The organism is Neisseria sicca 4320, assembly GCF_000193735.1.
GTDB lineage: Bacteria > Pseudomonadota > Gammaproteobacteria > Burkholderiales > Neisseriaceae > Neisseria > Neisseria sicca_E.
Genome location: NZ_AEPF01000028.1, coordinates 25,343 through 39,918, shown reverse-complemented (window position 1 = coordinate 39,918; position 14,576 = coordinate 25,343). Strand labels below are relative to the sequence as shown.

The 14,576-nt window shown below is 54.7% G+C and carries 12 protein-coding genes; 7 read left to right on the top strand and 5 right to left on the bottom strand.

Annotation, left to right across the window (positions count from 1 at the left end; translation table 11 throughout):
• Positions 1-2 precede the first annotated feature (2 nt).
• Both NSCA4_RS0102560 and ubiB read right to left on the bottom strand, forming a co-directional pair.
• On the bottom strand, positions 3-323 hold the full coding sequence (locus NSCA4_RS0102560; protein WP_016686683.1) for an accessory factor UbiK family protein: 321 nt from the start codon (positions 321-323) through the stop codon (positions 3-5).
• Positions 324-671: 348 nt separating this feature from the next.
• Complete coding sequence (ubiB, locus tag NSCA4_RS0102555) at positions 672-2,183, bottom strand: ubiquinone biosynthesis regulatory protein kinase UbiB (protein WP_016686682.1); 1,512 nt, start codon at positions 2,181-2,183, stop codon at positions 672-674.
• Between the two features lie 516 nt (positions 2,184-2,699).
• On the opposite strand from ubiB, the gene putP reads away from it, so the two are divergent.
• Both putP and putA read left to right on the top strand, forming a co-directional pair.
• A complete protein-coding gene (gene putP / locus NSCA4_RS0102550; protein ID WP_016686681.1) occupies positions 2,700-4,226 on the top strand; it encodes a sodium/proline symporter PutP in 1,527 nt (508 codons plus the stop codon).
• Positions 4,227-4,501: 275 nt separating this feature from the next.
• The gene (gene putA / locus NSCA4_RS0102545) at positions 4,502-8,107 is read left to right on the top strand and encodes a bifunctional proline dehydrogenase/L-glutamate gamma-semialdehyde dehydrogenase PutA (protein ID WP_016686680.1); all 3,606 of its coding nucleotides are present in this window, start codon (positions 4,502-4,504) and stop codon (positions 8,105-8,107) included.
• Between the two features lie 99 nt (positions 8,108-8,206).
• Here putA and NSCA4_RS0102540 read toward each other — a convergent pair whose 3' ends face one another.
• The 3 genes from NSCA4_RS0102540 to pip all read right to left on the bottom strand — a co-directional run bounded on the left by NSCA4_RS0102540 (position 8,207) and on the right by pip (position 10,553).
• Complete coding sequence (locus tag NSCA4_RS0102540) at positions 8,207-8,731, bottom strand: RDD family protein (protein ID WP_016686679.1); 525 nt, start codon at positions 8,729-8,731, stop codon at positions 8,207-8,209.
• Positions 8,732-8,830: 99 nt separating this feature from the next.
• Positions 8,831-9,250: a hypothetical protein gene (locus NSCA4_RS0102535; RefSeq protein ID WP_016686678.1), complete on the bottom strand. Its 420-nt coding sequence runs from the start codon at positions 9,248-9,250 to the stop codon at positions 8,831-8,833.
• A gap of 367 nt (positions 9,251-9,617) precedes the next feature.
• Positions 9,618-10,553 (bottom strand): prolyl aminopeptidase, encoded by a 936-nt coding sequence (pip, locus tag NSCA4_RS0102530; RefSeq protein WP_016686677.1) that lies wholly within the window; start codon positions 10,551-10,553, stop codon positions 9,618-9,620.
• A gap of 157 nt (positions 10,554-10,710) precedes the next feature.
• On the opposite strand from pip, the gene NSCA4_RS0102525 reads away from it, so the two are divergent.
• The 5 genes from NSCA4_RS0102525 to NSCA4_RS0102505 all read left to right on the top strand — a co-directional run bounded on the left by NSCA4_RS0102525 (position 10,711) and on the right by NSCA4_RS0102505 (position 14,573).
• Positions 10,711-11,190, top strand: a complete 480-nt coding sequence (locus tag NSCA4_RS0102525; RefSeq protein ID WP_016686676.1) for an LPS-assembly lipoprotein LptE — start codon at positions 10,711-10,713, stop codon at positions 11,188-11,190.
• Positions 11,190-12,191 (top strand): DNA polymerase III subunit delta, encoded by a 1,002-nt coding sequence (holA, locus tag NSCA4_RS0102520; protein WP_016686675.1) that lies wholly within the window; start codon positions 11,190-11,192, stop codon positions 12,189-12,191. Before NSCA4_RS0102525 ends, holA begins: the two co-directional genes overlap by 1 nt.
• Positions 12,192-12,390: 199 nt before the next feature.
• On the top strand, positions 12,391-13,041 hold the full coding sequence (locus NSCA4_RS0102515) for a site-2 protease family protein (RefSeq protein ID WP_016686674.1): 651 nt from the start codon (positions 12,391-12,393) through the stop codon (positions 13,039-13,041).
• A gap of 158 nt (positions 13,042-13,199) precedes the next feature.
• A complete protein-coding gene (gene dusB / locus NSCA4_RS12660) occupies positions 13,200-14,204 on the top strand; it encodes a tRNA dihydrouridine synthase DusB (RefSeq protein WP_016686673.1) in 1,005 nt (334 codons plus the stop codon).
• Positions 14,205-14,327: 123 nt separating this feature from the next.
• Entirely contained in the window at positions 14,328-14,573 is a 246-nt protein-coding gene (locus NSCA4_RS0102505) for a Fis family transcriptional regulator (protein WP_016686672.1), read from the top strand.
• Positions 14,574-14,576: the final 3 nt, after the last annotated feature.

Sequence of the window (14,576 nt, the reverse complement as noted above, 5' to 3'; positions counted from 1 at the left end):
CCTTATTCGCCGGCTTCGGTTTGCTGTTTGATTTCTTCGACGGCTTCTTGGGCTGCGGCTTGCGCGGCTTCCAATGCGGTCTGTTCCGGCTCTTGCGCGGCTTCAAGTTTTGCCAGACGCTCTTCCAGCTCGACCAGCTTGGTGCGGGTTTTAATCAACACCTGTTGCTGGATGTCGAATTCTTCGCGCGTGACCAAGTCCATACGGTTGAACGCGCTGCCGAGCATGGCTTTGACGTTTTTCTCCATGTCTTTGGCGGGGCTGTTGGCGATGGTTTCGCTGATTTTGGCGCTGACTTCTTCAAAGAGTTGTTTGCCGAACATAATCCGTATCCTTTATATCAGAATATATAAAATTCAAGCGGCTATTGTATAAGGAAAAAGGTCGTCTGAAAACACTCATAACAGGCTTGCCCAGCCATAATCCGTGTTTTCAGACGACCTTGGTAATGAGTGGAAAAGTAGCGTGGGCTTTGCCCTTGAAAAATATGTCGGTCTAATCTGTTTTGTGCGATGGGCAAAATATCCTGATTTTCGTGGGCGAAGCCTACGCTACGGTTACGGCGGGTATTTTATTCAAATCCATAATAAAAGGTCGTCTGAAAACAAAGGTAGCGGGTTTTTCTAAAACCACCACTGCGTTTTCAGACGACCTATTGTGTACATATATTTTTAATCAAACAGCAAAATCAGAAACAAAATAACCGCAATCACGCCCAGCCACATGCTTTGCCGCTGCTGCACTTTGACCAAATGGATGTAGGCATCGCGCATTTCCTGCTGGCGGTTTTCGTCAACCAGCGCGCTGATTTTGCGCGGCAGGGAAGGGATGATTTGCGCCCAGTCGGGGGCTTCGTTTTTGAGGTTGCGCAAAAAGGCTTTCGGGCCGACCTGTTCGTTCATCCACTTCACTAAAAACGGTTTGGCGGTTTTCCACAAGTCCAAATCGGGATCAAGCTGCCGTCCCAAGCCTTCGATGTTGAGCAGCGTTTTTTGCAGCAATACAAGCTGCGGCTGAATTTCGACATTGAAGCGGCGGCTGACTTCAAACAGACGCATCAGCACCAAGCCGAAGGAGATTTGCGAAATCGGTTTGTTGAACACCGGTTCGCACACGGCGCGGACGGCGGCTTCCAATTCTTCCGCGCGCGTGTCGGCGGGCACCCAGCCTGATTCGATGTGGGCGGTGGCGACGCGGTGGTAATCGCGGTTGAAAAAGGCGAGGAAGTTGATGGCGAGATAGCGTTTGTCGTAGTCGGTCAGCGTGCCGACGATGCCGAAATCGAGGGCGATGTAGCGGTTGTCGGCGGCGACCAAAATGTTGCCAGGGTGCATATCGGCATGGAAAAAGCCGTCGCGGAAGACTTGTGTGAAGAAGATTTCCACGCCGTAATCGGCAAGTTTGTGCAAATCGATGCCGTCGGCTTTGAGTTTGGCGATGTCCGATACGGGCGTGCCGTCCATCCATTCGATGGTCAGCACGTCGCTGGTGCAGTAGTCGTAAAACACTTTAGGCACAATCAGCATATTGCTGTTTTGGAAATTGCGTCCGAGCTGGCTGGCATTGGCGGCTTCGCGCATCAAGTCCAACTCGTCATGCAGATATTTATCGAACTCTGCTACCACTTCGCGCGGTTTCAAACGTTTGCCGTCGGCAAACAGACGCTCGACCCAAGCCGCGCCGAAACGCATCAGCGACAAATCCTGTTCGATCACGGGCAAAAGGTTGGGGCGCAAGACTTTGACCGCCACTTGTTCGCCCGAATGAAGCCGGGCTTTGTGTACTTGGGCGATGGATGCGCTGGCGACAGGCTCGGTTTCAAATTCCGCATACAGCGTTTCGATGGATTGCCCCAGCGATTTTTCGATTTGCTCCCGCGAAAGCTGCGCGTCAAACGGCGGGACTTTGTCTTGCAGCTTTGCCAGTTCGAACACGTAATCGTGCGGAATCAAATCGGGGCGCGTAGAGAGAACCTGTCCGAACTTGATGAAAATCGGCCCCAGGCTCTCTAGGGCAAGGCGCAGGCGGACGGCAGGCGGTTCGTTTTCAAATTCAGACGACTGCGGCAGCATTTTCAACAGCGTCCGCGCCCAGCCCGGACGGACAAGCGCGGCAAACAGTTCGGCGAGGTGGTAAAGGTAAAGCGTGCGGAGGATGGTTTTGATGCGTTTGAGCCGTTTCATGAGAATATATTGCGCGACAGTCGGTAATGCAGGGATTATATAGGAAACGGCAGGCCGTTGGCGGGCTGGTTTTTGAAAATGTCGTCTGAAAATGAAGCAAGGTGGTTTTAAAGTAGAATTTGGGTTGATCTGTTTTGGGTGTTGTTTAACTACTGGAAAATTGTGCGGATTGTTTGAGTATTAGGAAAGATAGTTTCAGTGTTTAAAAACAAGATTTTTTAATGGATTTTCATAATATTTTGTTTTACATGGTATTTTGATTGGTATGTCTGCATTGTGCGGTGAACCTGTTTCCGCTGCCTTTGCAAGTGGAAGTTTTTACGGTATGCTGGATTGGATTATTTACAAATCAATAGGATTTGTTTACTTATCTTGTTGTAATTGAAAATGATTTGTTCCGCGTGTCAGTAAAAACGCGAGAATTTCCGCTGTATTTTAATTAGAAAAATGTTTGGGCGTGGATTGTCTGCAATTTCATCAGCCCGTGATTTTGAAGTTTTAGATGAGGAATAGTACATGAATCCCATGTATATCACTTTTGCAATCTATCTGATTGCCGTTCTCTTGATTGGTCTGGCCGCGTATTTCTCCACGCGCAATTTCGATGATTATATTTTGGGCGGCCGCAGCTTGGGCCCGTTTGTTACAGCGATGTCGGCGGGTGCGTCCGATATGTCGGGCTGGCTTTTGATGGGTCTGCCCGGCGCGATTTATCTTTACGGTTTGAATAAATCTTGGATTGCCATCGGTTTGATAGTCGGCGCGTATTTCAACTGGCTTTTGGTGGCGGGCCGTCTGCGTGTGCATACCGAATATGCCAATAACGCGCTGACGCTGCCGGATTATTTCTTCCACCGCTTTGGCGCGGGCGGACACTTGATGAAAGTGGTTTCCGCGCTGATTATTCTGTTTTTCTTCACGATTTATTGCGCTTCGGGCATTGTAGCGGGTGCAACTTTGTTCCAAAGCCTGTTTGAAGGCATGACTTACACCCAAGCCATGTGGTTAGGCGCGGGTGCGACCATTGCTTATACCTTCTTGGGCGGTTTCTTAGCGGTAAGCTGGACGGATACGCTGCAAGCTTCTTTGATGATTTTTGCGCTGATTTTGACGCCTGTGATGGTGTATTTGGGTTTGGGCGGTGCAGACCAAATGTCTGCCGCGATCCAAAACGTCGCCGCAAGTACAGGCAAGGAATACGGCAGCTTGTTTGCCGGTACGACCTTCATCGGCATTATTTCCACAGCCGCATGGGGCTTGGGCTATTTCGGTCAGCCGCACATTTTGGCGCGCTTTATGGCGGCTGAAAGCGCGAAATCGCTGGTGTCGGCACGCCGCATCGGTATGACTTGGATGGTGTTGTGTCTGGCAGGCGCAGTAGCGGTCGGCTATTTCGGCATTGCGTATTTTGGAGCAAACCCCGACCAAGTCGCTTCAATGAAGGGCAACCACGAACGTATCTTCATCGCGCTTTCTACTTTATTGTTCAACCCTTGGATTGCAGGCATTATTTTGAGCGCGATTTTGGCGGCGGTCATGTCCACTTTGTCTTGCCAGCTTTTGGTTTGCTCCAGCGCGATTACCGAAGACTTCTACAAAGGCTTTTTGCGTAAAAACGCGCCGCAGTCAGAATTGGTGTGGATTGGGCGGGTGATGGTATTGGCGATTGCTATTATCTCGATTCTGATTGCTTCCGACCCTGAAAGCAAGGTTTTGGGCTTGGTGTCTTATGCATGGGCAGGTTTCGGCGCGGCGTTCGGTCCGATTGTGATTCTGTCGGTACTGTGGAAACGCATCACGGCATACGGCGCTTTATCCGGTATGATTGCCGGCGCACTGATTGTGGTGATTTGGGCGAAGTGTGTCAAAGAGCCTGCTTTGGCTCTAAATGAAACCGGTATTTGGACCATGTACGAAATCATCCCCGGATTCATCGCCTGCCTGGTGGTCGCTATTGTGGTTTCACTTATCGACAAAGAGCCGTCTCGTGAAGTCCAAGAACGTTTTGAAAAATCGGACGCGGAATATCGCGAGGCGAAATAAGTGTTTTCAGACGACCTGCCATCTATTGCAGGTCGTCTGAATTTTTATACGGGAAGGCAGGTTTTGTTTTTATTTTGAGACCTATCGCGATAATTCGGTCTTTTGACCTTATCTGCTTTTATCAAAGCAAAAAATCCTGTTTTCAAGGTAAATTACTTGTTCGCCCCGTATAAATTTATTACGATATTAAATAATTGCTTTAAATCTTTTCAGACGACCCTGCGAAGGGATGGGGTCGTCTGAAAATCATCATAAAAACTTTGGAGAACCTTAAAATGTTTGACTTTGCTTTTCCGACACAAACGCCACTGCGCCAAGCGATTACCGATGCTTACCGCCGCGACGAAATCGAAGCCGTTCAGGACATGCTGCAACGCGCGCAGATGAGCGATGAGGAGCGTCGGGCAGCGTCCGAACTTGCACGCCGTTTGGTTACGCAGGTTCGCGCCAGCCGCACCAAAGCCAGCGGTGTGGATGCGCTGATGCACGAGTTCTCGCTCTCCAGCGAAGAGGGCATTGCGCTGATGTGTCTGGCGGAAGCTTTGCTGCGCATTCCCGACAATGCGACGCGCGACCGCCTGATTGCCGACAAAATTTCCGAAGGCAACTGGAAAAGCCATTTGAACAACAGCCCCTCCCTGTTCGTCAACGCCGCGGCATGGGGCTTGCTGGTTACCGGCAAACTGACCGCAACGAACGACAAGCAGATGGGTTCTGCCCTGAACCGCCTTATCAGCAAAGGCGGCGCGCCCCTGATCCGCCAAGGCGTGAATTACGCCATGCGCCTCTTGGGTAAACAGTTTGTTACCGGACAAACCATTGAAGAAGCGCTGCAAAACGGCAAAGAGTGCGAAAAAATGGGCTACCGCTTCTCCTTCGATATGTTGGGCGAAGCCGCCTTTACCCAAGAAGATGCCGACCGCTATTACAACGACTACGTTCAAGCCATTCACGCCATCGGCAAAGACGCTGCCGGACAAGGCGTTTATGAAGGCAACGGCATTTCCGTCAAACTCTCCGCCATCCATCCGCGCTACTCCCGAGCCCAACACGAACGCGTCATGAGCGAACTCTTACCTCGTCTGAAAGAGCTGTTCCTTTTGGGTAAAAAATACGACATCGGTATCAACATCGACGCCGAAGAAGCCAACCGCTTGGAGCTGTCTTTGGATTTGATGGAAGCACTCGTTTCCGATCCCGATTTGGCAGGTTACAAAGGCATCGGCTTTGTCGTTCAGGCATACCAAAAACGCTGCCCCTTCGTTATCGACTATCTGATTGACCTTGCCCGTCGCAACAACCAAAAACTGATGATTCGTTTGGTTAAAGGCGCGTACTGGGACAGCGAAATCAAATGGGCGCAAGTGGACGGACTGGACGGCTATCCGACCTACACCCGCAAAGTCCATACCGACATATCCTACCTCGCCTGCGCGCGCAAACTGCTGGATGCGCAAGATGCCGTGTTCCCGCAATTTGCCACCCACAACGCCTACACCTTGGGCGCGATTTACCAAATGGGCAAAGGCAAAGACTTTGAACACCAATGCCTGCACGGCATGGGCGAAACCTTGTACGACCAAGTGGTCGGTCCGCAAAACTTAGGCCGCTGCGTGCGCGTGTACGCCCCGGTCGGTACGCACGAAACCCTGCTCGCCTACTTGGTACGCCGCCTGTTGGAAAACGGCGCGAACTCGTCGTTCGTCAACCAAATCGTCGATGAAAACATCAGCATCGATACGCTGATCCGAAGCCCGTTCGACACCATCGCCGAACAAGGCATCCATCTGCACAACGCCTTGCCGCTGCCGCGCGACTTGTACGGCAAAGGTCGTCTGAATTCTCAAGGCGTGGATTTCAGCAACGAAACCGTGTTGCAACAGCTTCAAGAAAAACTCAACCGCTCCGCCGTGCAAGACTTCCACGCTGCGTCCATTATCAACGGCAAAGCCCGCGATGTCGGCGAAGCGCAACCGATTAAAAACCCCGCCGACCACGACGACATCGTCGGCACAGTCAGCTTTGCCGATGCCGCGCTTGCCCAAGAAGCGATTGGCGCAGCCGTCGCCGCGTTTCCCGAATGGAGCGCGACGCCTGCCGCCGAGCGCGCTAATTGCTTGCGCCGCTTCGCCGACTTACTGGAGCAGCACACTCCCGCGCTGATGATGCTTGCCGTGCGCGAAGCCGGTAAAACGCTGAACAACGCCGTCGCCGAAGTGCGCGAAGCCGTCGATTTCTGCCGCTACTACGCAAACGAAGCCGAAAATACCCTGCCCAAAGACGCCAAAGCCGTCGGCGCCATCGTCGCCATCAGCCCGTGGAACTTCCCGCTCGCCATCTTTACCGGCGAAGTCGTTTCCGCATTGGCAGCCGGCAACACCGTCATCGCCAAACCTGCCGAACAAACCAGCCTGATTGCCGGCTACGCCGTTTCCCTGATGCACGAAGCAGGCATCCCGACTTCCGCCTTGCAACTTATCCTCGGCGCAGGCGATGTCGGCGCAGCGTTGACAGGCGACCCGCGTATCGGCGGCGTGATTTTCACCGGTTCGACCGAAGTGGCACAACTGATTAACAAAGCCCTCGCCAAACGCGACGACAGCCCCGTCTTGATTGCCGAAACCGGCGGTCAAAACGCCATGATTGTCGATTCTACCGCGCTGCCCGAGCAAGTTTGCTTGGATGTACTCAACTCCGCTTTCGACAGCGCGGGACAACGCTGCTCCGCCCTGCGCATCCTTTGCGTCCAAGAAGATGTCGCCGACAAGATGCTCGCCATCATCAAAGGCGCGATGGACGAATTGGTCGTCGGCAAACCCGTTCAGCTCACCACCGACGTAGGTCCCGTCATCGATGCCGAAGCGCAGCAAAACCTGCAATCGCACATCAACAAAATGAAAGGCGTTGCCAAGTCTTACCACGAAGTCAAAGCCGCCTCCGACGTTGACCCTACGAAATCCACCTTCGTGCTGCCGATTTTGTTCGAACTCAACAACTTGAACGAACTCACCCGCGAAGTCTTCGGTCCGGTGCTGCACGTCGTCCGCTACCGCGCCGACGAGCTTGACAAAATCATCGACCAAATCAACAGTAAAGGCTACGCGCTCACCAGCGGCGTACACAGCCGCATCGAAGGCACGGTCAAACGCATCCGCGAGCGTATCGAAGCGGGCAACGTTTACGTCAACCGCAACATCGTCGGCGCGGTCGTCGGCGTACAACCGTTCGGCGGACACGGTATGTCCGGTACAGGTCCGAAAGCAGGCGGTTCGTTCTACCTGCAAAAACTGACCCGCATCCCCGAATGGGTTGCCCCGCCGCTGAGCCGCATCGGACAAGCGGACGAAGCCGCGCTCAAACGCCTCGAAGCCCTGATTCACAAGCTGCCGTTTAATGCGGAAGAGAAAAAATCAGCGGCATCGGCATTGGGACACGCCCGCATCCGCACCCTGCGCCAAGCAGAATCCGTCTTGGTCGGCCCGACCGGCGAACGCAACGCCCTGAGCTGGCGTGCGCCAAAACGCGTCTGGGTACACGGCGGCAGCCTCCTGCAAGCCTTCTGCGCCCTGACCGAACTTGCCGCCGCAGGCATCGTAACCGTCGTCGAGCCCGACAGCCCGCTTGCCTCCTACACCGCCGACCTCGAAGGCCTGCTGCAAGTCAACAGCAAACCTGAAAGCACGGGTGTGCACCACGTCGCCGCCCTAAGCCCGCTGGACAGCAGCCGCAAGCAAGAGCTGGCAAAACGCGACGGCGCACTCATCCGCATCCTCCCGTCCGAACAAGGCTTAGACATCCTGCAAGTGTTTGAAGAAATTTCTTGCAGCGTCAATACCACAGCCGCCGGCGGCAACGCCAGCCTGATGGCCGTTGCCGACTAAAAGGATTGAAGAAACGCAAGAGCGTTGAACAAAGGTCGTCTGAAAACCTGTTTGGTTTTCAGACGACCTTTTTTATGTGGTTGAACAACAGCGAAACATTCAGCTTTCGGATGTTTCCTGTTTCAAATCGACCAATCGCGTTCCCGCCAAAAAATCGTATAAAAACTGCCGGTCGGGGTTCAGCAGGGCGAAGCCCCACGGCAGGATGAGCCAAATCAGGGCGGCGCCGAAGGCGGGCACGGGCGGGATGGCGAGCAGGTGGCGCAGGCCTGCGTAGGCGAGTAGGGGGATGAAGACAACGAAGATACACGCCCAAATAAAGCGGATGCGCAGTTGCGACAATGGCGGCAGCGCGCTGTTACGTCCGTGCAGCCCGATTTTCCAAGTCTGCATGGCGAGGGTGCGGCCGGTCTTCGTCCAGTTGGTTTTGAAGTAGAGCCACCAGCTTCCTACGAAGATAACGCAGGTAGCCAAGCTGGAAAGGATGTGGGAAACGGGGTTGAGGAAAATGGCGGCGATCCCGGCAAGGATGGCGGCGATGGCGGTTACGGCGCCGGTTAGCAACAGCTCGTACATCAGGGCGGCAAGGCGGCGTTTGACGGGGGCGGGGGGAAGGGCGGTCATGGCGGTCTGCTCGGTAAAAAGGTCGTCTGAAAAACGGAATGTTTTGTTTCGGCAAATCCGCCGTATCCGTTTTCAGACGACCTTATGTGTTGGGAGGAATCAGCGGTGGGGACGTTTTTGTCCGCGCGTCTGCTGGGCTGCCATTTGGTTCATTTCCTGACGGGTCGGGCGTTTTTTGAACATGGCGTGCGCTTCGTCAACCGAGCATTTTTGCGACAGGCAGATTAAAGTTACCGCATCTTTTTGGTGTTGTCCGCCGCTGTGGTACATACGGCGCAGGTTAGCTTCGTTGATGCGGCCTTTTTCGGGGTCGATGTCGAATTTTTTCAGGCGCTCGATGAACTGGCGCTGTTGGCGGCGCGAAGTCCAAACAAAGCCGCCGGCGGCTGCGGCGACGATGATGATGGCGAGCAGGATGGCGAGCGGCCATGAATCGACGATTAAGACGATGAGCAAGCTTAAAACGGCGGTGGTCAGCACGAGCAGGCCGCCGATGCGGAGTTTGGTTTGGTTGTCCATGAAGTTGTGGTTCCTTATTAAGGGTGGGAGGTCGTCTGAAAAACGGAGGCTGGTTTCGGAGAACCTGCCGCGTCGGTTTTCAGACGACCTTGAATCTCGTAATTAACGCTATTTTACAGTATTTTCGGAATTTGGTGGGAAGGTGGCGGCAGGTGGAGTTTCCTGTCGCAAAGTCAAAGAAAACGATATTGTTTGTCTGCCGTTATTTCCATCCAAACAGAAATATAGTGGATTAAATTTAAACCAGTACGGCGTTGCCTCGCCTTGCCGTACTATTTGTACTGTCTGCGGCTTCGTCGCCTTGTCCTGATTTTTGTTAATCCACTATAACGGCAAGTTATGCTTTTATGATTTCAATTCTTTATTATCACCACGCAGCGCGTTCCCTCATATCTTCCACCGCTTCCACCAACGCCGCCGCCAAGGGCGGATCAAACGACGAGTGTCCCGCCTGAATCACGCGCAACTCGGCGTCGGGCAGCGCCTGCGACAGTTCCCACGCGCTTTGCATGGGAGTGCATAAGTCGTAGCGTCCTTGCACGATGATGGTCGGGATATGGTGGATTTTGTCCGTGTTCGCCAAAATTGCTTTGTCGCCTTTCAGCCAGCCTTCGTTGACGAAATAATGGTTTTCCAGGCGGGCGATGGCGAGCGATTGGTAGGCGTCTTCATCGACGTCTTGCGGCTCGAAGCGGATCAGGTAGCTTTCCCAGTCCGCCCATGCTTTGGCGGCTTTCAGACGACCTGCTTCGTCTTCGCCGAACAGCATTTCGTGATAAGCCGCAATCAGGCTGCCGCGTTTTTCTTCGGCGACGGGCGCGAGGAATTTCTGCCATTGTGCGGGATAAATTTGGCTGACGCCGCCCGCTTCGTCGAGCCACGCCATTTCGGACGGGCGGCACAGGAATATCCCGCGCAAAACGAGTCCGGCAACGCGTTCGGGATGGGTTTCGGCATACGCGAGCGACAAGGTGCTGCCCCACGAGCCGCCGAACACCAGCCATTTTTGGATACCCAGCATTTCGCGGACTTTTTCGATGTCGGCAACCAAGTCCCAAGTCGTGTTGTCATCGGTGCAGGCGTAAGGCAGTGAACGGCCGCAGCCGCGCTGGTCGATGATGACGATGCGGAACACGTCGGGATTGAAAAAGCCGCGGCAGGCAGGCGATGCGCCCGCGCCCGGGCCGCCGTGCAGGAAGATGACGGGCAGGCCGTCGGGATTGCCGGATTCTTCCCAGTAGATTTGATGGATGTCCGATACGGGCAGCAGGCCGCTGCGGATGGGTTCGCGGATGGGGTGCATGATGTTTCTCCTGTTGTCTGACGTTTGGATTGTACCCATCGTGCCGGTAAACGACAAACGGCAAGGGGTCGTCTGAAATCCGCTTCTGCCGCCGCGTTTCCCGACCGCCCGACTATCCGCTATAATTCCCCGATACCCGCGCAACAGAAAGAATGAAATGAACAAAATCCTGATGACCGCCGCCGTGCTGCTTCTGTCCGCCTGCGGCTTCCACCTCAAAGGCATGGGCGGCACCGCACACACGCTGCCGTATCCCGCTTGGCACATCCAAAACGCCTCCGTCATGCAAAAGGCTTTGGAAAACGCCCTGCGCCGCGCCGACGGCAAACCCGTTTCCGCCGCCGAAGCGCAAATGACTTTGCACATCAAGAACATTGAAACCCGTCAGGACATCTACACCATCACCCGCGCCGCGCTGGTCAACGAATACCTGCTGACCCTTCGCGTCGAAGCCCAAGCCATGCGCAACGGCGAGCCTGTGGGCGAACCGATGACCATCCTCGTCAACCGCACGATGGACTACAACGACAGCGAAGTATTGGGCAAACAGGAAGAAAGCGAAACCATCTGGGCGGAAATGCGCGCCGACGCCGCCGACCAAATCGTCCGCCGCCTGACGTTCTTGAAAGCGTATTGATGGCGGTCATGAATATCGAACAGGTCAACGCGGATATGCCGCTTTCGCCGCTGTACATCATCCACGGCGAAGAAGACCTGTTGCGCATCGAAGCCCTCGACACCCTGCGCGCAGCCGCCAAAAAACAAGGCTATCTCAACCGCGAAGTCTTTACGGCGGACAACGGCGCCGACTGGGACGAACTTTTGCAAAGCGCAGGCAGCGCGGGGCTTTTTGCCGATTTGAAACTTTTGGAAATCCACATTCCGAACGGTAAGCCCGGCAAAAACGGCGGCGACGCGCTGCAAACCTTCGCCGAACGCCTGCCCGAAGACACCGTTTCCCTGATTCTGCTGCCCAAGCTCGAAAAAGCCCAAACGCAGGCAAAATGGTTCACCGCGCTCGCCGCCAAAGGCACGGTACTCGAAGCCAAAGCCATTAGCGCGCAAGCCCTGCCGCAGTGGATAAAAGGTCGTCTGAACAAGGTCGGACTCGACATCGAACCCGACGCGCTCGCCCTGTTTGCTGAACGCGTCGAAGGCAACCTGCTTGCCGCCCGCCAAGAAATCGACAAACTCGCCCTGCTGCACCCGCAAAACCATATCGTCAACATCGCCGATGCCGAAGTCGCCGTCGCCAACGTCGCCCGTTTCGACGTGTTCCAGCTCTCCGGCGCATGGATGAAAGGCGATGCCCTGCGCGTCGCCCGCCTTCTGGACGGACTCGAAGAAGAAGGCGAAGAACCCGTCTTGCTGCTGTGGGCGGTTGCCGAAGACATCCGCACCCTCATCCGCCTGACCGCCGCGCTCAAGCAAGGACAAAGCGTGCAATCCGTCCGCAACAGCCTGCGCCTGTGGGGCGACAAGCAAACCCTCGCGCCGATTGCCGTCAAACGCATTCCCGCCGTCCGCCTGATCGAAGCCCTCAAAACCTGCGCCAAAATCGATCGCATCATCAAAGGCGCGGAAGACGGCGACGCGTGGACGGAATTTAAGCAGTTGGTAACGGGGCTGGCGGTGTGAAGGTGTGTATAGCCGGGTCGCTTGCGGCGAGACACATCCCGTTATTTAAAGCCTGCCCGGGCATGATGAAGACTGGGGAGGGGTTGAAAACCCGACAAAAAAGAACATATTGAATGAGGCAGAAATATCTTCCCGTTTCCGATAAATCGGCCATCCGCACATACACCGTCGTTTTCAGACGACCTTTCAAAGGAAAACCATGTTTCAAAACTTTGACTTGGGCACTGTCCTACTCGCGATTCCGCCCGTCCTCCTTGCCCTGACCATACGCGAAGTCGCGCGTGGTTATACCGCCCGCCGTTGGGGCGACAGTACCGCCCAACAATACGGGCGGCTGACACTCAACCCCCTGCCGCATATCGATCCGGTAGGTACGATCGTCGTACCCATAATCAGCCTGCTGCTGACCCCGTTCGTTTTCGGCTGGGCGCGCCCGATGCCCATCGACCCGCGCAATTTCCGCGATCCGCGCCGCGCTTGGCGCTGGGTTTCCATTTCCGGTCCGATTGCCAATCTGATTTTGGCGTTTTTCTGGGGCTTTGTCGCCGCCTTTGCCGTTTACGCGCCCGAGTCCTATCAGGAGCCGTTGGTCCGAATGGCGCAATACGGCGTTATCGTGAACGCGATTTGGGTCGCTTTCAGCCTGATTCCCATCCTGCCTTGGGACGGCGGCATCTTTATCGATACTTTCCTGTCTGCCAAACAGTCCATGCAGTTTCGCAAAATCGAACCTTACGGAATGTGGATTGTCCTAATATTGATGTTCACAGGGCTGCTGGCAAAAATCATCCTGCCTATCGTTGCGCTGATACAGACGGCTGTGTACCTCTTTATGACCTTGTTAAACTGAACCGTCCGCAAGACGGCGAAGAGGTCGTCTGAAACCTTAAACACACCCGCAGGGCGCATGATTGCGCCCTTTGTTTTATCTGTTTCCAAAGTAAATCCCATTGGAAACCCTGCTTAAAAATTGTACAATGGCAGCCCTTTCCATACGGCGGTTTGACCATGCGCATCGGCGGCTACATTATTGACAATCCCATTGCACTCGCCCCGATGGCGGGCATTACGGACAAACCGTTCCGCCGTCTTTGCCGGGATTTTGGCGCAGGTTGGGCGGTGTGCGAAATGCTGACCAGCGACCCGACGTTGAGAAATACCAAAAAGACCCTGCTGCGCAGCGATTTTGCCGATGAGGGCGGCACCGTTGCCGTCCAAATTGCCGGCAGCGATCCGCAGCAGATGGCGGATGCCGCGCGTTACAACGTCAGTCTTGGAGCGCAGGTTATCGACATCAACATGGGCTGCCCCGCCAAAAAAGTCTGCAACGTTCAAGCCGGCAGCGCGCTGATGCAGAACGAACCGCTGGTTGCCGCCATTCTCGAAGCCGTCGTCCGCGCGGTGGACGTTCCCGTTACCCTCAAAACCCGTTTGGGCTGGCACAACGACCACAAAAACCTGCCCGCCATCGCCCGCATCGCCGAAGATTGCGGCATTGCCGCCCTTGCCGTCCACGGACGCACACGCACGCAAATGTACAAAGGCGAAGCGGCTTACGATCTGATTGCCGAAACCAAAGGTCGTCTGAAAATCCCCGTCTGGGTCAACGGCGACATCACTTCGCCGCAAAAAGCCGCCGCCGTCCTCAAACAAACCGCCGCTGACGGCATCATGATAGGACGCGGCGCACAAGGCAGGCCGTGGCTCTTTCGCGATTTGAAATATTTCGCCGAACACGGCGTTTTGCCGCCTGCCTTGAGCTTGGCAGAATGCAACGCCACCATTTTGAACCACATCCGCGCCATGCACGCGTTTTATGGCGAAGTTGCCGGCGTACGCATTGCCCGCAAACACATAGGCTGGTACATCGACGCCATGCCCGACGGCGAGCAGACGCGCCGCGACATCAACCGCTTGGACAGCGCCGCGGCACAATACGATACCCTTGCCGCCTATCTTGAGGCGCTTTCGGAGAAAACCGACCGCTGGGTGTGTGAATATCGGGAAGGTTAGGTCGTCTGAAAACACAGTTTCATCGAAATAAAAAACAATCCACTATACAAACTCAACAAACGTCGTCTGAATCCCGTTTCAGCCGGCCTGTCATCTTTTAAAAATAATGAAGGAGGATATGTCATGAAACAACCCATCCCCGATATTGCGCAATGCGTTGAACAGAATTTGCAACAATATTTCAAAGACTTGAACGGTACTGAGCCTTGCGGCGTGTACGATATGGTATTGCACCAAGTGGAAAAGCCGATGCTCGCGTGTGTGATGGAACAATGCGGCGGCAATCAGTCTAAAGCGGCGGTGATTTTGGGGCTGAACCGCAATACGCTGCGTAAGAAACTCTTGCAACACGGTCTGCTGGAGGGCTGAGGT

Bases quoted from the DNA above. Each gene is read 5' to 3' on its own strand.
- NSCA4_RS0102560 (WP_016686683.1), bottom strand. From the start codon at position 323: ATGTTCGGCAAACAACTCTTTGAAGAAGTCAGCGCCAAAATCAGCGAA.
- ubiB (WP_016686682.1), bottom strand. From the start codon at position 2,183: ATGAAACGGCTCAAACGCATCAAAACCATCCTCCGCACGCTTTACCTT.
- putP (WP_016686681.1), top strand. From the start codon at position 2,700: ATGAATCCCATGTATATCACTTTTGCAATCTATCTGATTGCCGTTCTC.
- putA (WP_016686680.1), top strand. From the start codon at position 4,502: ATGTTTGACTTTGCTTTTCCGACACAAACGCCACTGCGCCAAGCGATT.
- NSCA4_RS0102540 (WP_016686679.1), bottom strand. From the start codon at position 8,731: ATGACCGCCCTTCCCCCCGCCCCCGTCAAACGCCGCCTTGCCGCCCTG.
- NSCA4_RS0102535 (WP_016686678.1), bottom strand. From the start codon at position 9,250: ATGGACAACCAAACCAAACTCCGCATCGGCGGCCTGCTCGTGCTGACC.
- pip (WP_016686677.1), bottom strand. From the start codon at position 10,553: ATGCACCCCATCCGCGAACCCATCCGCAGCGGCCTGCTGCCCGTATCG.
- NSCA4_RS0102525 (WP_016686676.1), top strand. From the start codon at position 10,711: ATGAACAAAATCCTGATGACCGCCGCCGTGCTGCTTCTGTCCGCCTGC.
- holA (WP_016686675.1), top strand. From the start codon at position 11,190: ATGGCGGTCATGAATATCGAACAGGTCAACGCGGATATGCCGCTTTCG.
- NSCA4_RS0102515 (WP_016686674.1), top strand. From the start codon at position 12,391: ATGTTTCAAAACTTTGACTTGGGCACTGTCCTACTCGCGATTCCGCCC.
- dusB (WP_016686673.1), top strand. From the start codon at position 13,200: ATGCGCATCGGCGGCTACATTATTGACAATCCCATTGCACTCGCCCCG.
- NSCA4_RS0102505 (WP_016686672.1), top strand. From the start codon at position 14,328: ATGAAACAACCCATCCCCGATATTGCGCAATGCGTTGAACAGAATTTG.